The organism is Kribbella sp. NPDC048915 (assembly GCF_040649595.1).
In the GTDB taxonomy this organism is placed as follows: domain Bacteria; phylum Actinomycetota; class Actinomycetes; order Propionibacteriales; family Kribbellaceae; genus Kribbella.
This window is the reverse complement of sequence record NZ_JBEZFT010000116.1, coordinates 1-18,764: the sequence shown is the minus strand read 5'-3', so window position 1 is coordinate 18,764 and position 18,764 is coordinate 1. Positions and strand designations below refer to the sequence as shown.

Here is an 18,764-nt window from a genome sequence, read left to right as displayed (position 1 = left end):
TGCCGAGGAACGTGCGGTTCCTGACCCGTGTGAAGGGTACGGAACCCACAACACCGTGGGTGAACCCACCGTGCGGCGGAAACCCGACGACCACACCGCACCACCACGCGCCGCACCACCACGCCGCCACGCCGCCACGGTACGGCGTACGAGTGGATAACCGGGTCCGCTGGCTGATGTGAGTTGGCGTCTGTCCGAGGGGAGATGGTCGCGGGCCGACGGGGTGAGGGATTGCCGGGGCGATGAGAGCGCGCGGGCGATGGTCGCGTGGGGTGATGGTGGCGGCGTCAGGGGTGATCCGGACGTGGGGTGATGGTGGCGTCGAGTGATCGGGCGTGGAGTGATCGGGCGTGGAGTGATGGTGGCGTCAGGGGGTGATCCAGACGTGGGGTGATGGTGGCGTCAGAGTGATCGGGCGTGGAGTGATGGTGGCGTCGGGGTGATCGGGGCGTGGACGTGATGGTGGCGTGGGATTGTTGGAGCCGCATCTATGGAGGGTTTTCCCCCGTATGCGGGTCAAAAGCCTCCAGTGTCGTGCGAAAAACTCTCCTAGGAGACTTTCGCGGGTCAGCAAGCAGGCGGTGCAGTGGTTGGTGCAAACCCGGCGAACTGCGGCGGCCGGGGTAGCCGGGGTAGCCGGGGCCAAGCTCCCGGGCGGTTGTCCAAGGTCCCGGGCGGGGTGCGGGTGCTTGCTCCCGGGCGGGGGCGCACGGTTCCCCGACGGGTGCACGGTCCCCGGACCCGGTGCACGGTCCCGGTCGGGTCAAGGGCCTCGGCTGCGGGGACGCGCGCGGTCGTACAGCGCGGGCACCGACTCGGTCACCCGGGCCCACCCACGGATCGGTCACAAGAGCCCGATATCCACCGCGGTAGGCGCTGGATTGTCAGACGTTGCCCTACGTGGGTTCACCCACGCCGTTGTGGGTTCCACACCCTTCACACGGGTCAGGAACCCCCAACACGATGGGTGAACCCATCGCGTTGGGTCGCGTCACGGCGCGGTGGTACGGCGCGGTGGTACGGCGCGGTGGTACGGCGCGGTGGTACGGCGCGGTGGTACGGCGCGGTGGGGTCGCGCGGTGGTACGGCGCGGTGGGGTCGCGCGGTTGTACGGCGCGGTGGAGTGGCCCGGTGGGTGGGCTGGTCAGTGGGAATCGGTGGTTGTGGGTGGGCGGAGGATCAGGGTGACGACGACCAGGGCCATGAAGAGGGCGGTCAGGGCGAACGGGATCGGGATCAGCGGGTCGAGCAGGACCAGGGCGGCGCCGAGCGGTACGACGGTGTTGACCACGCGGTCGGCGTTGTCGCGCAGCGCGATCCACCAGATGCCGAGGACGAAGATCGCGATCGGGATCGTCACGGTGTAGGACGCGGCGACGTCGCTCAGTTCGGTGTGGTGGGTGATGCTGTCGATCTCCACCTCGATGCCGGCCGAGAAGGCTCCGGCCGCGGCGAACATGAAGTAGTGCACGTAGCCGTACCGGATCGACCGCCAGAACGAGGTGATCGCCAGGTGGTGCGGCGGCCAGAAGTAGATCCACCACAGTGCGGCCGTGACGACCAGGGTCAGCACCGACAGCGCGATCAGCTCGCCGAGGTTCTCGTGCTCCTGCAGTGCTTCGAAGATCGCGTTCGCCGACGCGAGCAGGCTTTCGCCGAGCAGGATCAGCGTGAACAGCCCGTACCGTTCGGTGATGTGATGCGGGTGCCACGGAGTCTGCCCGCGCTGCTCCGCCACGATCGGTACGGCGAGTTCGGCCAGCGCGAACAGGCACCACGCGACGACGACCAGTGCGCTGTCGGAGATCAGCAGCGTGGTCAGCCACAGCACCTGCACGATCGCGATACCGCCGGCGTAGCGCAGCGTCGCCGGGCGGCAGTCACCCGCCGAGCGGGAGGCCCGGAGCCACTGCGCGATCATCGCCACCCGCATCACGACGTACCCGATCACGACGACGGTGAAGTCGCGTTCGGTGAACACCGGCTCGATGCCGGCCGCGAGCACCAGGACGCCGCCCATCTGCACGATCGTCAGCACCCGGTACAGCCAGTCGTCGGTCGCGAAGGACGTGGCGAACCAGGTGAAGTTCATCCACGCCCACCAGACCGCGAAGAACACCATCCCGTACGACATCAGACCGTCGACGATGTGGTTCTCGGACAGCGCGTGGTGGAGCTGGGCCGCGGCCACACTGACCGCGACCACGAACACGAGGTCGAAGAACAACTCCAGCGACGACGCGGTTCGGCCGGGCTCCTGCGGGTCCCGCGGCCGCATCGGCACCAGCCGCGACCGCGTCAGGGTTGTCGTCATGCCCGCCAGGTTAAGGCAGCCTTCCGGTCAGACCGAGATGTCCACCGCGGGACGGAGTTTCGCGGCCGCGGCGAGTGCGTCGTGGGCCGGATTCGCCAGGAACGACGCAACGAGGTCCGGATCGGCCGGACGGGAGACGTGCGGCAGCGCGATCTGCTCGTACGCCGCCTGGAACCGCGGGCCCCACCGCCGGGTACCGAGCCGCGCGGTCCGGGAGCAGTTGTCGACCATGTACGCGACGTCGCGCGCGTGCATGTACGGCAGCAGCGAGTCGACCGCCTCGATCACGGATTCGTTGACGATCTCGGACCACGCGTGCCCGCGGGCCGCGAACTCGTCCACCTGCGCCGTCATCGTCGCCACGAACAGCCCCGCGGTCAGTGGATCGAGGACGGCCGGTGCACTCCCCCGCCGCGCGTGCACCTCGGCGCTGTGCGCCCACATCGGGCTGCCGCCGATCTCGGTCATCGGCCGGCTCGCGAGCCGTTGCTCGGCGAGGATCACGCTGCGCAGTTCGGTGCCGTCGGCAACCTCTTCGTAGATCTCCGCGACCAGGACACGAGCCGGTCCGTACGCCGCGCTGTACGCCCGGTCGAACAGGTCCTGATCGCCACACGCCGCCCGGACCGCGGCGAGTCCGTCGGCGGAGATGGTCCGCGCGATCGGCCCGGTGATCGTCTCGGTGGACCGCTCGTACGCCGTGACCGGATCGGCGCCCGCGATCCGGAAGTGCCGGTACATCGCCTCCACCAGACCGTGCACCGCGCCGAGCAGGATCGCCCGCTCACCGGCGATGTCCGACAGGTACTCGTCCCGCAGCGTGGTCGCGAACGTGTACGGCGACCCGAGCGCGATCGACCACCCGAGCGCCCGGTCCCACGCGTGCCCGTCCGGATCCGTGTGGACGGCGGCACTGGCGTTGATCCCGGCGCCGTTGACCGTCTCGCCCTGCTGGTACAGGCGCCGGACCGAATCCCCATTCCCTTCGGGCACACGGCGATCACCGAATGCCCAGCCGGGAACGCACTGCCGATCGAGGTCAAGTACCCGAGCAGGAAACCGTGGGACAGGCCAATGGTCGCGCCGGGCTTCAGCGCCGCGAAGATCTGCTCGTGGTGCGCGGCCAGTGCCGCGTCGGCGATCAGCAGGACGACCAGGTCCGAGGCCGCCACGACCTCGAGCCAGTCCCCCAGCGTCCCGTCGTCCTCGGTGAAGCCGTTCGTGCGGGCGTCCGCCGCCGAGTGCGAGCCCGGTCGCAGCCCGACCGCGACGGTGATGTTCGTCCCGGCGAGCGAGTCCCGCAGGTTGAGCGCCTGCGCCCGTCCCTGCGGACCCCACCCGATCACACCGATCCGCCGTACGCCGTGCAACGCCGCTGGCAGCAGCGGGAACAGGTCCCGTCCGCCGCGCACGATGTCTTCCGACCCGCCCGGCACCGCCAACCGCTCGATCGTGAACACCGAACTCTTCATGCGTTCCAGTCAACGGGCGGTGCCCCCATTGCGACAAGCGCAATGTTCGCACCGGCCCGTTGCAGGAACTGAAACGGAGGTTCAGGCCTCCAGACCGACCGCCTTCAACGGGCTCGGCCAGGCCTTCAGCGTCGCGAGCAGCTGCGCGTCCTGCGTGGTCGCCAAGGCCTCTTCGTACGCGGCCGAGATGACGTCGGCGATCCGGACGACCTCGCCGGTCCCCGCGGACCGTACGGCGGCCTCGACCATCGCGATGCTGATGACGTTGGAGTGCACCTCGGACTGCGGTGTCGTCGACGTCCGGACCGCCTCGACGAACTCGGCCAACGACCCGGCGATCTCCTCCGGCTCGTCACCGAGCTCTGCCGGCAGCGCCTCCCCCGAGACCAGCTCTGCTGCTGGGGCGTTGTCCCCGTCCCAGGTAGCAGTACCGTTCGCGGTGCTCGCCCGCCAACGGCCGTTCCACGACGTCTCGTGACCGGGCGCGCACCAGCTGCCGGTGAAGGTGAAGCGGGTGCCGTCGGCGTACCGGAAGATCGCGGAGGCGGCCGCGTTGCCGTCGAACCAGCTCCACGGCGGGTTGTAGGAATCGCAGAACACCGAGACCGGCTCGGACCCGATCAGCTTCCGGGACAGGTCGAACTGGTGGATAGCCATGTCGACAAGCAACGGTTCGGCCATCCGCTCCCGGAAACCGCTGAAGTGCGGCGCCTTGAAGAACTCGCAGGCCAGCGAACCGATCGGCCCGAGCTCCGCGAGCTGACGCTGGTACGCCGCGACCGCCCGGAAGTACCGGCGGGACTGCGAAACCATCAACAGCTTGCCGCTCGCCTCGGAGGCCGCCACCATCTGCAGGCACTCCCGGACCGATTCGGCCAGCGGTTTCTCACAGAGCACTGGAACCCCGCGCAGCAAGGCCTGCACCGAAATCGTTGGGTGCGCCGACGGTACGGTCACATCGACGACCGCATCCGCCGTGTTGATCAGGCCGTCGATCGACGCCGCCACCGGTACATCGTTGAAGCCGTGCTCGTCGGCGGCCGCCCGCGCCAGGTCGACGTCCAGGTCGACGAGGCCGGCCAGGACGACGTCGGGATTGGCGGCGATGTTGCGCAGCCAGGCGCGGCCCATTCCGCCGGACCCGACCTGCAGCAGGCGCAAGGGTTCAGGCATCGGCCGGCTCCTCGATCGGCCCGGTGTACCCGTGACCGTTGAAGAAGTCGCCGGTCTCGTAGCGCAGCAGCACCGGAACCTTGCGCTCGGGCAAGTCGGTCCGCGCCCACGCGACGCCGTTCGCGATCACCTTGCGGACGTCCTTGTGGTGGTAGACCGGGTAGTCCTGGTCGCCCGGCGAGAAGTAGAAGATCTTGCCGTGCCCGCGGCGGTACGTGATGCCGGAGCGGAACACCTCGCCGCCGGAGAACGACGACACGAAGATCAGTTCGTCCGGGACGGGGATGTCGAAGAACTCGCCGTACATCTCCTGCTGCTCGATCTCGATCGGGTGCGGGACGCCCTGCGCGATCGGGTGCGTCGGGTTGACCGTCCAGACCAGTTCGCGGTCGCGCTCGCTGCGCCAGCGCAGGGTGCAGGTGGTGCCCATCAGCTTGCCGAAGATCTTCGACCAATGGCCGGAGTGCAGGACGACGAGTCCCATCCCGGACAGCACGTGCTGGTACACGCGCTCGACGACCTTGTCCTCGACCTCGCCGTGGGCGGCGTGACCCCACCAGACCAGGACGTCGGTCGCCGCCAGCACCTCCTCGGTCAGGCCGTGCTCGGGCTCGTCGAGCGTCGTCGTCGACACCTTCACGTCGGGCAGGTTCTCGGCGATGCCGGCGGCGATCGTCGCGTGCATGCCGTCGGGATAGATCTCCCGGACGTGCGGCTCGATCTGCTCGTGCCGGTTCTCACCCCAGACGACTACGTTCAGGCTCATGAGTTGTGTCCTTAAAAGGTTGTACGAGGCAAGGAATTCGAAAGGCAGGGGTTACTTCACGGCTCCGCCGATGGCGCCGGCGGCGATGTACTTCTGTGCGGCGACCAGCAGCACGATGGCCGGGATCGCCGAGAGCACCGCGGTGGCCATCACCGCGTTCCAGTTCTGCACCTGGGTGCCGAGGTACTGGTAGATCCCGAGCGTGACCGGCCGGACGCCACCCTTGGTGGTCAGCGTCAGCGCGAACAGGAAATCGCTCCAGGAAAACAGGAAACTGAACAGCCCGGCGGTGATCAGCGAGTTCTTGCTGATCGGCAGCACGATCGCCACGAACGCCCGAAACAGGCCGGCCCCGTCCACCCGCGCCGCCTCCACCAGCGACGGCGGCAGCGACATCATGAACGAGCGCAGGATCAGGATCGCGAACGGGATCCCGCTGCTGCAGTTCGCCACGATCAGGCCGGGGATCGAGTTCAGCAGCCCGAGGCGCTCGTACGCCGTGTACAGCGCGTTCGCGATCACGATCCCCGGAATCATCTGCGAGATCAGGATCGCGAGCAGCCCGATCGACACCCAGCGGGACCGGAACTGCGCCAGCGCATAGGCACACGGTGTCGCGATCGCCAGGCTGAGGACGACCGTTCCGGCCGCGATGATCATGCTGGTGACGAGGTTTCCGCCCTGCTCGTCAAGAGCGCGCTGGTAACCGGAAAACGTTGGATTCAACGGCAGGAAACCGGCCGTCAACGTGTTCCCGGACGGCTGCAGGGACGCGTTCACCATCCAGTAGACCGGGAACAACATCACGCACAGGATCAGCACCCCGATCACGGAGTACGCCGTACGTCGCATGGTGACCCTCCTGCTCTATTCGTCCACGGCACGCCGGGTGCCGCGCAGGTAGAAGATCGCGAACACGAACGAGATCGCGATCAGGATGTTCGACAGCGCCGCGCCCTGGCCGAACCGGAAGTCGATGAAGGACTTCTCGTACGACTGGGTCGCCAGCGTCTGGGTCGCGTTCGCCGGGCCGCCGCCGGTCAGGCCGAGGATGATGTCCAGGACCTTGATCGTGTAGACGACCCCGAGCATCAGCAGCACACTCGCCACCGCGCGCAGGTTCGGCCAGGTGATGTACCAGAACGCCCGCCACCCGGTCGCCCCGTCCAGCTGACCCGCCTCGTAGAGCTCATCGGGGATCTCGGCGAGACCGGCGTACAGCAGCGTGACGTTGAACGGGATGCCGATCCAGATGTTCACGCCGATCACCGCGATCAGCGCCACCGACGGCGAGTTCAGCCACGGCACCGGATCGCCGATCAGGTGCAGCTTCAGCAGCGTGCGGTTGAGGATGCCGTTGTCCTGCTCGAGGATCGACCGCCAGGTCGCGCTGGACACGATCAGCGGCAGCAGCCACGGCAGCAGGAGCAGCGACCGCAGCACCCCGCTCAGCGGGAACTTGTTGCGGAAGAACAGCGCCAGCCCGAGCCCGATCGCGAACTGGAACGCGATCGAGCCGACCGTGAACAGCGCGGTGTTCAGCATCGCGTCCGAGAACAGGTTGTCGGACACGACCGTGCTGTAGTTCTTCAGCCCGACCCACGGGGCGACGCCGGTGAAGAACGTCCGCAGCCCGTAGTCCTGCAGGCTCATCAGCAGGTTCTTCACCACCGGGTAGCCGAACAGCGCCACCATCGCCACCGCGGCCGGCAGCACGAACAGCACCTTGGTGAGGTCCTCACCCCGGTGGCGCCGGCCGCGGACCTTCGCGCGGCCGGCCACCGTGGTTCGTGTCAGCGTCACCATGCCGTCAGCCGCCGGAGGCCTGCTTGAAGGCGTCCTGGGCCGAGGCCTTACCGGTCAGCGCCAGCTGGATCGCCTGGTAGATCACCTTCGCGGCGTCCGGCCACTTGTCACCCAGCTTGCCGGTCCGGGCCCGGGCCGTCTTGACCGTCTCGGTGAAGGCCTTCATCGACGGCACCTCGGCGACGTACTGGTCGTGCAACGAGGTCTTGGTCGGGATCGTGAACCGCGCCTTCGCCCAGGCGAGCTCGTTCTCGTCGGAGTTCAGACACTTCACGAAGTCCGCGGCCTTCTGCTGCTTGGCCTGGTCCTTGTTCAGCGGCACCGTCCAGGCCTCGCCGCCGAGCGGCGCAATCGGCTTCTGGTCCGGCTTGTTCAGCGGGAAGGTGACCACGTCCCACTTGACCTTCGGAGTCTGCTGCAGCGACGGGATCTGCCACGGGCCGTTGATCATCATCGCCGCCTTGCCGGCCACGAACTGGTCCTTCACATCGCCCTGGGTCCAGTTGATCACGCTCTTCGACGCCGACCCCGACTGCACCAGATCCACCCACAACTGCAGCGCTTCCGCGACCTGCGGGCTGGTCAGATCGGTCTCGTCGCCGCCGTTGGTCCACATCGCCGGCAGGAACTGCCACGAACCCTCGTACGTCGCGTTGGCGTTGAACGCCATGCCGTACCGCCCGGGCTTGGTCAGCTTCTTCGCCGCGGCCTTGAGCTCGTCCCAGGTCTTCGGCGGCTGGACGCCGGCCTCGGCCAGCATGTCCTTGTTGTAGAACAGCGCGATCGTGTTCGTCACCGGCGCGAGCCCGTAGAGCTTGCCGTCGTACGTCGTCGCGTCGACCATGCCCTGGATGACGCCGTCGCCGCTCAGGCCCAGCTCGTCGAGCGGCGCCAGCGCACCGGTGGCCGCGATCTGCTGGACGTCGGGGTTGTCGAGCATCAGCACGTCCGGCAACGTCTTCGACGACGCCTGCTGCAGCACCTTCTGGATCAAGGTGTCACCAGGCACCGTCTCCCGCTGAATGGTGATGCCGAGTTTGGTCGCGCAGGAGTCGAGCCCCTTCTGCACCAGGGACTTGTCCGGGTCGTTGTTGTAGTAGTCCAGGATCGTGAGGCTCTTGACGCTGTCGCCGGCCACGGACGACTGGTCGCCGCCGTTGTCACCGCAGGCGCCCAGCAGGAGCGACACCGTCGTCGCACCCGCCAGCGCGGCGGCGATTCGCTTGCTGATCATGACATCTGACTCCTTCAAAGCGTTTAACCGATGGACAGAGACGCTTGGGGCGGAGGTTGTGGATTTGGCGGTAAACCGCTTAACTGAGGCGTTGAAGGACTATGTTCCCTACGTCACACCGCTGTCAAGAGCTCAGCCCGCACCAGCTCCGGACCGGATCCGGACAGCCCGCGGACAGACCAGCCACCACCGAGGGGGTCGACCGAATGGTCACGATGCGCGACGTCGCCCAGCGAGCCGGGGTCTCGATCGCGACCGTCTCGTTCCTGCTCAACGACACCAAACCGGTGACCGCTGCCACCCGGGCCCGGATCGAGCAGGCGATGCTCGAGCTCGGCTACCGGCGCAACGTGGTCGCCCGCGCGCTGGCCAGCAAACGCACCCGGATCATCGCGATGGCCTACCCGGCGCTCGAGCACAAGTTCGGCATGTCGACCGCGGAGTTCTTCACCAGCGCGGCCGAGGCGGCGCGCGGCCAGGACTACCACCTGGTGCTGTGGCCGGTCGGCAACGACGGCGTCGAGCTGCGCGAGTTGCTCGGGCAGGGCCTGGTCGACGGCGTGGTCCTGATGGAGGTGCAGCTGGACGATCCGCGCATCGACGTCCTCCGACAGGCCGCGACGCCGTTCGCGTTGATCGGCCGGACCACGAACCTCGACGGACTGGCGCACGTCGACATCGACTTCGACACCACCGTCGAGAACGCGGTCAAGCACCTGTACGACCTGGGCCATCGCGAGCTGGCGCTGATCTCGGGTGACCTGAACGATCCGCGCTTCCACGAGTACGGCCCGTGGGTCCGCACCGAGCAGGCGTATCGCCGGGTCGTCGCGTCGTACGGTCTGCCGGAGGTCGTCGTACCCTGCTCGGACACCACGCAGGCCGGCAAGGCCGCCGCCGAGCGGGTGCTCGCCGACCATCCGGAGACCACCGCGATCCTCGTCCTCAACGAGTACGCCGCGCTCGGCGTCGTGTCCGGGCTGCGGCGCGCGGGTCACGACATCCCGAGCGACTACTCGGTGCTGGCGCTGCTGATGGTGCCGGAGACTGCCGCGATGACGGACCCGGAGCTCACGATGATGCGCACCCCGGGTCCCGAACTCGGCCAGCTCGGCACCGAGGCCTTGCTCCTTCAACTGGACGGCAACGCACCGCCGCCACCGCAGCTGGTGCCGGCGAAGCTGCTCCCGGGCGCTACGGTCGCAGGCCCCAGAGCGCGGCGACCAAAGGCCGGTGCAGGTCGGCGCGGCGAGCGCAAAGCCCGATCGTGAGTGGCTCCAGCTCGGCCGCCAGTTCGGTCAGCTGATCGCGCACCACCGACGACTCCAGCACAAGCCGCGGTACGACGCCGACGCCGCAACCGAGCGCGACCAGCGCGACCAGCGCGACCAGCGCGAGCAGCGCCTCGTGCCCGTCCGGCTCGGCGGCGATCACCGGCTTCACACCGGTCCTGCGGAACCACCGGAACGCGGCGGCACGAACGAGACCCCGGGCGGGAACGACGTATGGTCCGTCCGAGCTGGTGTCGGGAGCCTTGACCAGCACCAGGTCGGTGACCGCAACCGTTTGGCTCACCAACGTTTGCGGAAGCCGCTTCGGGATGCCGGCGACGGCCGCGTCGACCTCGCCCTCGTCCAGCCGAGCGAGCGCGGCGGCCGCATCACCGGTCCGGATGTCCAGGCGGATCTGCGGATGCTGGGTCCGCAGCGGTGCCAGCAGGTCCGGCAGCAAGGTCTGGCAGGCCGTGACGGTCGCGAAGATCCGCAGCTCACCGGTCAGCCCGGCCGGCTCGGCCGTCCCTTCGCGGTACGACGCCCACAGGTCGAGCGCCTGCTCCGCGTACGCCGCGAACCGTCGTCCCTCGGCAGTCATCACGACACCGTGCGGTCCCCGGTCGAGCAACTGTGCGCCGACCCGCGCCTCCAGCCGCTGGATGGTCCGCGTCAACGTCGCCGCACTGACGTGACACTCCAGACTCGTCCGCCCGTAGTTCAGCGTCCCGGCCAGATGCAGAAAGAGCTCGAGCTCCCGCTGCTCCACCATCAGCTCCCGGCGCGCCGCGCGGTCGAACCCGCCAGCCGGATCGTCGGCTTCGGGACCTGGTACGTCGTGACGCCGGCACCGTCCATCACCTCGAGAAGCGCCTCGCCGACGACCGTGCCGAGGCCGTGGACGTCGACCGTGACCACGCTCAACGGCGGATTCGCCAGCCGTGCCACCGCCGTGTCGTCCCACGCGATCACCGACAACTGCTCCGGCACGGCGACGTCCAGTTCCTTCGCCACGGCCAGCCCGCCGATCGCCATCAGATCGTTGTCATAGACAACGGCTGTCGGGACCTCGCTTCCGGTCAGCAGTTCCCGGGTCACGTCGCGGCCGGCGTCCTCGGAGTAGTCCCCCTCGACCAGCCTGCCCGCGACGCCCTGCTCCGCGCAGGTCGCCAGGAACGCGGCGTCGCGCGCCTGGCAGTGCAGCATGTCGCGCGGACCGCTGACCCGGGCGATGACGCGATGCCCGAGGTCCGCGAGCGTCCGGACCGCGGCGCGGGCGCCCTCGGCGTTGTCGACCAGGACGTTGGTGATCGGCGCCTGCAGCCGGGGACCGCCGAGCAGCACCGCCGGGACGCCCAGCTGGACCAGTTCGGCCAGCCGCGGATCCTCGGCGCGGAGGTCGACCATGATGATCGCGTCGACGTGCCGGTGCGTCGCCCAGCGCCGCCAGATCTCGATCTCGCCGGCGGTGTCGGCCGCGAACTCGATCAGCAGGCTCACCCGGCGGTCGGCGAACACCTCCTCGATGCCCTGCACGACATCGGCCATGAAAGGCTCCATCCCGAGCAGGTTCCGGGGGCGCGCCAGCACCAGTCCCGCGATCCGCTCGCGCGAGGTCACGTCGTGCATACACTGCCCTCCAAGGCGATCGAAGCCACTATATTCACAGACCTAACTAACTCGACAGATTGCGGATGCTCCGATGCAGCAGGTCAGCGACACGTCGCGCTCGCCGGGATACGGACCGGCACCGACGAACAGTCGTGCCCTCATTGTGGACAGCATCCGCTCCGCGGGCACCGTCAGCCGGGTGGAACTCACCCAGATCACCGGCCTGACCGCGCCCTCGGTCACGACGGTGGTCCGGCGGCTGATCGACGACGGGCTGGTCGACGAGGCCGGCCGCGGCTCGTCCACCGGCGGCAAGCCGCGCACGCTGCTGCGCATCCGGGCCGCCGCCCGGTACGTGGTCGGCGTTCATCTGAGCGCCGACAGCCTGACGTACGTGCTGGTCGACTACGCGGGCGGGGTGGTGGCGCGCTGGCGCCGTACCGGACCGGGCGAGGACAGCGATCCGGGGCAGGTGGTGGAACGGATCGCGACCGAGACCGTCGAGCTGATCGAACGCTCCGGGATCGACTCCACGCTCGTGCTCGGACTCGGCTTCGTCTGCCCCGGGCCGCTGATCCGCAACCGCGGTGTCACCTCGGCGCCACCGTCGATGGCGCACTGGGTCGGCTTCCCGATCCACCAGCGGCTGGAGGAACGCCTCGGCCTGCCGATCCTGCTGGAGAACGACGCCACCGCGGCGGCCGCCGGCACCCGGCTGACCACCAGCCACGACGTCTCGGTGCTGGCCGCGCTGTTCATGAGCGAGGGCATCGGGTCGGGGCTGCGGGTGAACGGCAACGTCTACCAGGGCGCGCACGGCAACGCCGGCGAGGTCGGCCACGTCTGCGTGCAGATCGGCGGACCGCAGTGCTGGTGCGGGAGCAGCGGCTGCCTCGAGGCGATCGCCGGTCCGGCCACCGTCGTCGCGAAGGCCCGCGCCGCGGGCCTCGACCTCGGCTCACACCGCCGTACCGTGGTGGCCGCCTTCGCCGCCACCGCCCGGCTGGCGCTGACCGGCGACTCGCGGGCGGACGCGATCCTGCGCGACTCGGCGTCCTGGCTCGCGCTCGGCGCGCAGACGATCACCAACATGTACGACGTCCAGTCGCTGGTGCTGACCGGACCGGCGTTCGCGGTCGCAGGCACGATCTACCTGCCGATCATCCAGGAACGCATCCTCGGCTCGGCATTCGGGCGTTCCGTCGGCACCGAGGTGGTGCTCGACGAGCGCGGCCACGACGCCGCCGCGATCGGTGCCGCGCTGATGATGCTGCGCTCCGAACGCGCCTTCTCCGTGTAGGTCCGCACCGGTCACCCTCCGCGCCCGCCGACACACGGACAGTCTGCCGTCGCGGCGGAATCTCCACTCACCAGTGGCCTGAGGGCCAGTTTCTCTACCCTCCGCTGTCGAATCGTTACCACGTCAACCTCTTGCGCCTTGTTTATTAGGCGAACTAAGTTACGGCCAGCTTCCCTGGCGGGTGCCGGGGTGACGCGTTCGACGACCGCGTTGGAAAGGACCTGACGATGCTCCGGAACCCGACGAAACCCTCCCGTACGCGGCGCCTGGTGAGCGCCGCGGCGGCCGCGACAGCCACGGCCCTGCTGCTCGCCGCCTGTGACAACGCCGCGTCCGGCGGCAACGGCCAGGCCGGCGGTTCGGCGGACACCGCCATCACCGTCGCGGCCGGCGACATCACCGCGGAGAACTTCAACCCGTTCAGCACCACCGCACTGCAGCCCACGCGCGGCGTCATCTACGAGCCGCTGTACTGGTACAACTTCGCCAAGCAGTCGGACCCGACGCCGGTGCTCGCGACCAGCTACTCGTGGAACGACGCCGGTACCGAGCTGACCATCAAGACCCGCCCGGGCGTGAAGTGGAACGACGGTCAGCCGTTCACCGCCAAGGACGTCGCGTTCACCTTCAACCTGGTCTCGACGACGCCGGCACTGAACCCGTCCGGCCTCGCCGCGACCGCGAAGGCGACCTCCGACGACACCGCCGTACTGACCTTCAAGTCGAAGTCCCTGATGCAGGAACCGGCCGTGCTCGCCAACCAGGCGATCGTGCCCGAGCACATCTGGAAGGACATCAAAGACCCGACCACGAACCTGAACAAGAACCCGGTCGGCACCGGCCCGTTCAAGGTGAAGTCGTACACCCCGCAGAGCTTCGTGCTGACCAAGAACGACGAGTACTGGGAGCAGGGCAAGCCCGCGATCAAGGAGGTCCGCTACCTCCCGGTGTCGTCGGCCGACGCCGCGAGCGCCGCACTGGTCGCCGGCAAGGTCGACTGGGCGAGCGCGTACCTGCCCGGAATCGACAACATCATCAAGTCCGGCAAGAACCTGACCTACGTGAACACCCCGGTGATGACGACAGTGCTCGTCACCTGCTCCAACGCCAAGCTCGGCTGCACCGGGCCGCAGACCGACCCGGCCGTCCGCAAAGCGATCTACCTCGCGATGAACCGCGACCAGCTGGCCAAGCTCGCCGGCGGCGGCGTCGCCGGCGTCGGATCACCCACCCTGCTGCTGCCCGGCCGTGACGACGAGTGGATCAGCGACCAGGCGAACGCGAAGCTGCCGCAGTCGGCCGACACCGCCGAGGCGAACAAGATCCTCGACGCGGCCGGCTGGACCAAGGGCAGCGACGGTGTCCGGTCCAAGGGCGGTCAGCGGCTCTCACTGACGGTGCAGACCGTGACCGGGTGGAGCGACTACATCTCGATCAACGACACGCTCAAGCAGCAACTGGCCGCCGTCGGTATCGACCTCAAACCCAGCCAGGTCTCCTGGAACGAGTGGAACGCCGCCCAGACCAACGGGAAGTTCCAGCTCTCGCTCGACTCCGTCGGCCTCGGCGCCTCGACCAACCCGTACTTCACCTACGACAGCAAGCTGGCCACGGTGAACACGGTGCCGGTCGGCAAGACCGCCACCGCCGGCAACCACGCGCGGTTCTCCGACCCGGCCGTCGACGCCGCGCTCACGGTCGCCGCCGGTACGACGGACAAGGCTGCGCAGAACGCGGAGTACGCCAAGATCCAGTCGGTGATCGTGGACCAGCTGCCCTACATCCCGATCTACGTGAACTCGATGCTGACCGAGTTCAACACCTCGCGGGCGACCGGCTGGCCGACCAAGGACAACCTGTACGTGCTGCCCGCGGCCTGGAAGGCGTGGGACGCCGGGATCGTGCTCAAGACGATCAAGCCCGTCGGCTGAGCGCGGGACCGCCGTGCGTTATCTGCTGCGCAAACTGGCGTTCTACGTCGCCGCGCTGTGGGCGGCGCTGACGCTCAACTTCCTGATTCCCCGGCTGATGCCGGGGAATCCGGTCGACCTGATGCTGTCGAAGCTCGCGACCAAGGGCCCGGTCACCCCGACCACCCGGGACGCGATCCAGGCACTGCTCGGCACCGACACCAACGCGTCGCTGTGGGAGCAGTACTGGACCTACCTGCGGCAGCTCGTCAACGGTGACCTCGGGACGTCGATCGCGTACTTCCCCGCGCCGGTGTCCCAGGTCGTCGGCCAGACCTTGCCGTGGACGGTCGGGCTGATCGGTCTGGCGACGATCATCTCGTTCGCGTTCGGCATCCTGCTGGGCCGCGCCGCCGGGTGGCGGCGCGGTTCCTGGGTCGACAGCCTGATCCCGGTCACCACGATGCTGCAGTCGGTGCCGTACTTCTGGCTCGCGCTGTTGCTGCTGTTCCTGCTCGGCAGCACCTGGCCGGTCTTCCCGCTCACCGGCGGGTACGACGTGTACTCGGTGACGCCGGGGTGGAACCTGCCGTTCCTGCAGTCGGTGATCTACCACGGAGCCCTACCGGCGTTGACGATCGTCATCTCGTCGATCGGCGGCTGGATGCTCGGGATGCGCAACATGATGGTCTCGACGATGTCCGAGGACTTCGTCGTGACCGCCGAGGCGAAAGGTCTCACGCCGCGCCGGATCCGGTCCCGGTACGTGGCCCGGAACGCGATCCTGCCGTCGGTGTCGGGGTTCGCGATCTCGCTCGGCTTCGTGGTGGCCGGCTCGATCGTCACCGAGGCGGTCTTCACCTACCCGGGCATCGGGTCCGCGCTGTTGCTTGCCGTGAACAACAACGACTACGCGCTGATGCAGGCGGTCTTCCTGATCATCACGCTCGCCGTCCTCGGCGCGAACTTGCTCGTCGACCTGCTGTACGGCGTCATCGATCCCCGCACCCGTGCGCGGTCCTGAGGAAGGACTCCTGAATGGCCATCACCACTGAAGGGGCGGCCGCGGTCGAGGAGTCGGCCCCGGTCCGCCGCCGGTCCTTGCCGCCGATGACCCTGAAGCTCGCGGTCGGGCTCACGATCGCGGGCCTGATCATCGGTTTCGGGGTGCTCGGACCGCTGCTGGTCGGCAACCCGTCGACGGTCCGCGACATCGGCCTGACCGGGCCCGGCAACGGTTTCGTTCTCGGTACGACGCAGAGCGGCCAGGACGTGTTCGCGCAGCTGGCGCACGCGACCCGCGGCTCGCTGATCATCGGCGTCGTGGTCGGTGCGATCACGCTGCTGCTGTCGGCGTTCTTCGGGGTCGTCGGCGCGTTCCTCGGCGGCTGGGCCGACGAGGCGTTCTCGCTGTTCACCAACATCATGCTGGTGATCCCCGGCCTGCCGCTGGTGATCGTGATCTCCAGCTACGTCCCGAACAAGTCGATCTGGCTGGTGGCCGCCGTGCTGGCGATCACCAGCTGGGCCGGATCGGCGCGCGTGCTGCGGGGGTTCACGCTGAGCGTGCGCAGCCGCGACTACGTGCTCGCGGCCCGGATCAGCGGCGAGAAACGCTGGCGGATCCTGCTGGTCGAGATCCTGCCGAACCTGATCCCGCTGCTCGCGTCGCAGGTCGTGTTCGCGATCATCTTCGCGATCCTCGGCGAGGCCGGGCTGTCGTTCCTCGGGCTCGGCGCTTCCGGGTCGTTCACCTGGGGCACCATGCTCTTCTACGCCCAGAACGGATTGGCGATACGACTCGGCGCCTGGTGGTGGTTCGCCCCACCCGGCCTGGCGATCGCCTTGTTCGGCGCGGCGCTGTCGCTGATCAACTTCTCGATCGACGAGATCATCAACCCGAAGCTGCGCTCGCAAACGCGTGCCGAACGCAACAAGTGGAGCGTGAAGTCATGAGTGTGCTGGAGATCGAGAACCTCAGCATCGACTACCTGGCCGAGACGACCGTGCACGCCGTCCGGGACGTCTCGCTCACGGTGGAGCGCGGCGAGGTCCTCGGGCTCGCGGGTGAGAGCGGTTGCGGGAAGTCCACCCTCGCGTACGCGATCACCAGGCTGCTGAAGCCGCCGGCGAAGATCACCGGTGGGCGCGTCGTGTTCTCGTCCCGTGAGGGGTACGACATCGACCTGTCCACGCTGACCGGCGACGACCTGCGCGCGTTCCGCTGGGACAAGATCGCGATGGTCTTCCAGGGCGCGATGAACTCCCTCAACCCGGTACTGCGGATCTCCGAGCAGCTCGAGGACGTGTACCTCACACATCGGCCGGAGTTGACCAAGGCCGACCGCCGGGACCGCTGTGCCCAGCTGCTCGAACGCGTCGGCGTCGACCGCAACAGGCTGCGCGCGTACCCGCACGAACTGTCCGGCGGCATGCGGCAGCGGGTGATGATCGCGATGGCGCTCGCGCTCGAACCGCAGGTGCTGATCATGGACGAGCCCACCACCGCACTGGACGTCGTCGTGCAGCGCGAGATCCTGCGCGAAATCACCAGGCTGCGCGCCGAGCTCGGGTTCGCGGTCGTCTTCATCACCCACGACCTGCCGCTGCTGCTCGAGATCAGCGACCGGATCGCCGTGATGCGGGCAGGCGTGATCGTCGAACTCGACGACGCACTCACCCTCTACACCAAGCCCACGCATCCGTACACGAAGCGGCTGCTGGCGTCGTTCCCGAGCCTCACCGGCGACCGCGGCGACTTCGTCCGGACCGGCGAGCTCGCGCTGGACGAGACCGATCAGGAGGCAGTGTGAGCGTGCTCGAAATGCGTGACGTCGTGAAGGAGTACCGGCTGCGCGACGGCCTGCGGACCACCCGGTTGCGGGCCGTCGACAAGGTCAGCTTCGAACTGACGCCGGGCCGCACGATCGCCTTGGTCGGGCAGTCCGGGTCGGGCAAGTCGACGATCGCCAAGCTGCTCATGCAGCTCGAGCGGCCGACCTCCGGTGCGATCCTGGTGGACGGCGAGCCGATGCAGTACCGCGGCGCGCCCGCGGCGGCGTACCGGAAGGCCGTGCAGATGGTCTTCCAGGATCCGTTCGCGTCGCTGAACCCGTACCACTCGATCGGCCACCACCTGGCGCGGCCGGTGACGCTGCACCACCCGGGCTTCGGCCGCGACCAGGTTCACGAGCGGGTCCTGGAGTTGTTGCGGCGGGTTCGCCTGGACGAGGACTTCGTCCACCGCAAGCCGCACGAGTTGTCCGGTGGCCAGCGGCAGCGGGTCGCGATCGCGCGGGCGCTCGCCCCGGAGCCGGCGATCCTGGTCGCGGACGAACCGGTGTCGATGCTCGATGTGTCGATCCGGCTCGGCGTACTCAACCTGCTGGCCTCGTTGCAGCGGGAGGAGAACCTCGGGGTTCTCTACATCACGCACGACCTCGCGACCGCGCGGCACTTCAGCGACGAGATCATGGTGCTGTACCGCGGGGTGGTCGTCGAGCACGGACCGGCCGACGACGTCATCCTCAACCCGCAGCACGAGTACACGCAGCTCCTGGCCGAGGCGGCTCCGGCACCGGAACGCCGGTTGCTCGGGGCCTGAAACAAGCGCATCCAACTCATCAATGGCTCAGCCTCGCCGGCCACCGCCCCTTCCCCACCCGGCCGAAACCGACCCGCAGAGCTGGACGGCCGGACATCCCGCTGTTGTGACGGCCGGACATCCGGCTGTTGTGACCGATCCGTGGATGGGTCCGGGTGGCCGAGCGACCGAGTCGACGCCCGCGCTCGACGACCGCGCTTGTCCCCGCGCGGTGGGTTCACCCATCGTGTTGTGGGTTCCTGACCCGTGTGAAGGGTACGGAACCCACCTCCCCGGACTACCTCCGCGTGCACGCCTGGCTCT

16 protein-coding genes and 1 pseudogene are annotated in these 18,764 nt (G+C 68.4%); 7 read left to right on the top strand and 10 right to left on the bottom strand.

The window, feature by feature from the left end:
- Window positions 1–1,144 precede the first annotated feature (1,144 nt).
- The 8 genes and pseudogenes from AB0B82_RS33495 to AB0B82_RS33460 all read right to left on the bottom strand — a co-directional run bounded on the left by AB0B82_RS33495 (window position 1,145) and on the right by AB0B82_RS33460 (window position 8,765).
- Window positions 1,145–2,314, bottom strand: a complete 1,170-nt coding sequence (locus AB0B82_RS33495) for a low temperature requirement protein A (RefSeq protein ID WP_360177930.1) — start codon at window positions 2,312–2,314, stop codon at window positions 1,145–1,147.
- Window positions 2,315–2,341: 27 nt separating this feature from the next.
- A complete protein-coding gene (locus AB0B82_RS33490) occupies window positions 2,342–3,307 on the bottom strand; it encodes a hypothetical protein (RefSeq protein WP_360177927.1) in 966 nt (321 codons plus the stop codon).
- A gap of 41 nt (window positions 3,308–3,348) precedes the next feature.
- Window positions 3,349–3,786: pseudogene (locus AB0B82_RS33485) on the bottom strand (ketol-acid reductoisomerase); the annotation flags it as partial.
- Window positions 3,787–3,867: 81 nt separating this feature from the next.
- Complete coding sequence (locus AB0B82_RS33480; RefSeq protein ID WP_360177924.1) at window positions 3,868–4,959, bottom strand: Gfo/Idh/MocA family oxidoreductase; 1,092 nt, start codon at window positions 4,957–4,959, stop codon at window positions 3,868–3,870.
- Window positions 4,952–5,725 carry a ThuA domain-containing protein gene (locus tag AB0B82_RS33475; RefSeq protein WP_360177921.1) on the bottom strand — a complete coding sequence of 258 codons (774 nt, stop codon included), beginning with the start codon at window positions 5,723–5,725 and terminating at the stop codon, window positions 4,952–4,954. Before AB0B82_RS33475 ends, AB0B82_RS33480 begins: the two co-directional genes overlap by 8 nt.
- Before the next feature lie 51 nt (window positions 5,726–5,776).
- Window positions 5,777–6,577: a carbohydrate ABC transporter permease gene (locus AB0B82_RS33470; RefSeq protein WP_360177918.1), complete on the bottom strand. Its 801-nt coding sequence runs from the start codon at window positions 6,575–6,577 to the stop codon at window positions 5,777–5,779.
- Between the two features lie 15 nt (window positions 6,578–6,592).
- Window positions 6,593–7,531 carry a sugar ABC transporter permease gene (locus tag AB0B82_RS33465; protein WP_360177915.1) on the bottom strand — a complete coding sequence of 313 codons (939 nt, stop codon included), beginning with the start codon at window positions 7,529–7,531 and terminating at the stop codon, window positions 6,593–6,595.
- Between the two features lie 4 nt (window positions 7,532–7,535).
- The gene (locus AB0B82_RS33460; protein WP_360177912.1) at window positions 7,536–8,765 is read right to left on the bottom strand and encodes an ABC transporter substrate-binding protein; all 1,230 of its coding nucleotides are present in this window, start codon (window positions 8,763–8,765) and stop codon (window positions 7,536–7,538) included.
- A gap of 206 nt (window positions 8,766–8,971) precedes the next feature.
- Between AB0B82_RS33460 and AB0B82_RS33455 the strand changes: the two genes are divergently transcribed.
- Entirely contained in the window at window positions 8,972–10,036 is a 1,065-nt protein-coding gene (locus AB0B82_RS33455) for a LacI family DNA-binding transcriptional regulator (protein WP_360177909.1), read from the top strand.
- Here AB0B82_RS33455 and AB0B82_RS33450 read toward each other — a convergent pair.
- Both AB0B82_RS33450 and AB0B82_RS33445 read right to left on the bottom strand, forming a co-directional pair.
- On the bottom strand, window positions 9,960–10,808 hold the full coding sequence (locus AB0B82_RS33450; RefSeq protein ID WP_360177906.1) for a LysR substrate-binding domain-containing protein: 849 nt from the start codon (window positions 10,806–10,808) through the stop codon (window positions 9,960–9,962). The two genes, AB0B82_RS33455 and AB0B82_RS33450, sit on opposite strands and share 77 nt — an antisense overlap.
- Entirely contained in the window at window positions 10,808–11,665 is an 858-nt protein-coding gene (locus AB0B82_RS33445; RefSeq protein WP_360177903.1) for a substrate-binding domain-containing protein, read from the bottom strand. Before AB0B82_RS33445 ends, AB0B82_RS33450 begins: the two co-directional genes overlap by 1 nt.
- A 73-nt stretch (window positions 11,666–11,738) precedes the next feature.
- Here AB0B82_RS33445 and AB0B82_RS33440 point away from each other — a divergent pair, with 73 nt between their 5' ends.
- From AB0B82_RS33440 to AB0B82_RS33415, 6 genes are all read left to right on the top strand, one after another.
- Complete coding sequence (locus AB0B82_RS33440; RefSeq protein WP_360177900.1) at window positions 11,739–12,947, top strand: ROK family transcriptional regulator; 1,209 nt, start codon at window positions 11,739–11,741, stop codon at window positions 12,945–12,947.
- A gap of 227 nt (window positions 12,948–13,174) precedes the next feature.
- The gene (locus AB0B82_RS33435) at window positions 13,175–14,878 is read left to right on the top strand and encodes an ABC transporter substrate-binding protein (protein WP_360177897.1); all 1,704 of its coding nucleotides are present in this window, start codon (window positions 13,175–13,177) and stop codon (window positions 14,876–14,878) included.
- A 13-nt stretch (window positions 14,879–14,891) separates the two neighbouring features.
- A complete protein-coding gene (locus AB0B82_RS33430) occupies window positions 14,892–15,881 on the top strand; it encodes an ABC transporter permease (protein WP_360177894.1) in 990 nt (329 codons plus the stop codon).
- A 14-nt stretch (window positions 15,882–15,895) separates the two neighbouring features.
- Window positions 15,896–16,813, top strand: coding sequence for an ABC transporter permease (locus tag AB0B82_RS33425; RefSeq protein WP_360177891.1), 918 nt, complete (start codon window positions 15,896–15,898; stop codon window positions 16,811–16,813).
- On the top strand, window positions 16,810–17,670 hold the full coding sequence (locus tag AB0B82_RS33420; RefSeq protein ID WP_360177888.1) for an ABC transporter ATP-binding protein: 861 nt from the start codon (window positions 16,810–16,812) through the stop codon (window positions 17,668–17,670). Before AB0B82_RS33425 ends, AB0B82_RS33420 begins: the two co-directional genes overlap by 4 nt.
- Window positions 17,667–18,461, top strand: a complete 795-nt coding sequence (locus AB0B82_RS33415) for an ATP-binding cassette domain-containing protein (protein WP_360177885.1) — start codon at window positions 17,667–17,669, stop codon at window positions 18,459–18,461. Before AB0B82_RS33420 ends, AB0B82_RS33415 begins: the two co-directional genes overlap by 4 nt.
- Window positions 18,462–18,764 lie beyond the last annotated feature (303 nt).

Bases quoted from the DNA above. Each gene is read 5' to 3' on its own strand.
- AB0B82_RS33460 (WP_360177912.1), bottom strand. From the start codon at position 8,765: ATGATCAGCAAGCGAATCGCCGCCGCGCTGGCGGGTGCGACGACGGTG.
- AB0B82_RS33435 (WP_360177897.1), top strand. From the start codon at position 13,175: ATGCTCCGGAACCCGACGAAACCCTCCCGTACGCGGCGCCTGGTGAGC.
- AB0B82_RS33440 (WP_360177900.1), top strand. From the start codon at position 11,739: ATGCAGCAGGTCAGCGACACGTCGCGCTCGCCGGGATACGGACCGGCA.
- AB0B82_RS33420 (WP_360177888.1), top strand. From the start codon at position 16,810: ATGAGTGTGCTGGAGATCGAGAACCTCAGCATCGACTACCTGGCCGAG.
- AB0B82_RS33495 (WP_360177930.1), bottom strand. From the start codon at position 2,314: ATGACGACAACCCTGACGCGGTCGCGGCTGGTGCCGATGCGGCCGCGG.
- AB0B82_RS33450 (WP_360177906.1), bottom strand. From the start codon at position 10,808: ATGGTGGAGCAGCGGGAGCTCGAGCTCTTTCTGCATCTGGCCGGGACG.
- AB0B82_RS33425 (WP_360177891.1), top strand. From the start codon at position 15,896: ATGGCCATCACCACTGAAGGGGCGGCCGCGGTCGAGGAGTCGGCCCCG.
- AB0B82_RS33480 (WP_360177924.1), bottom strand. From the start codon at position 4,959: ATGCCTGAACCCTTGCGCCTGCTGCAGGTCGGGTCCGGCGGAATGGGC.
- AB0B82_RS33445 (WP_360177903.1), bottom strand. From the start codon at position 11,665: ATGCACGACGTGACCTCGCGCGAGCGGATCGCGGGACTGGTGCTGGCG.
- AB0B82_RS33475 (WP_360177921.1), bottom strand. From the start codon at position 5,725: ATGAGCCTGAACGTAGTCGTCTGGGGTGAGAACCGGCACGAGCAGATC.
- AB0B82_RS33465 (WP_360177915.1), bottom strand. From the start codon at position 7,531: ATGGTGACGCTGACACGAACCACGGTGGCCGGCCGCGCGAAGGTCCGC.
- AB0B82_RS33455 (WP_360177909.1), top strand. From the start codon at position 8,972: ATGGTCACGATGCGCGACGTCGCCCAGCGAGCCGGGGTCTCGATCGCG.
- AB0B82_RS33470 (WP_360177918.1), bottom strand. From the start codon at position 6,577: ATGCGACGTACGGCGTACTCCGTGATCGGGGTGCTGATCCTGTGCGTG.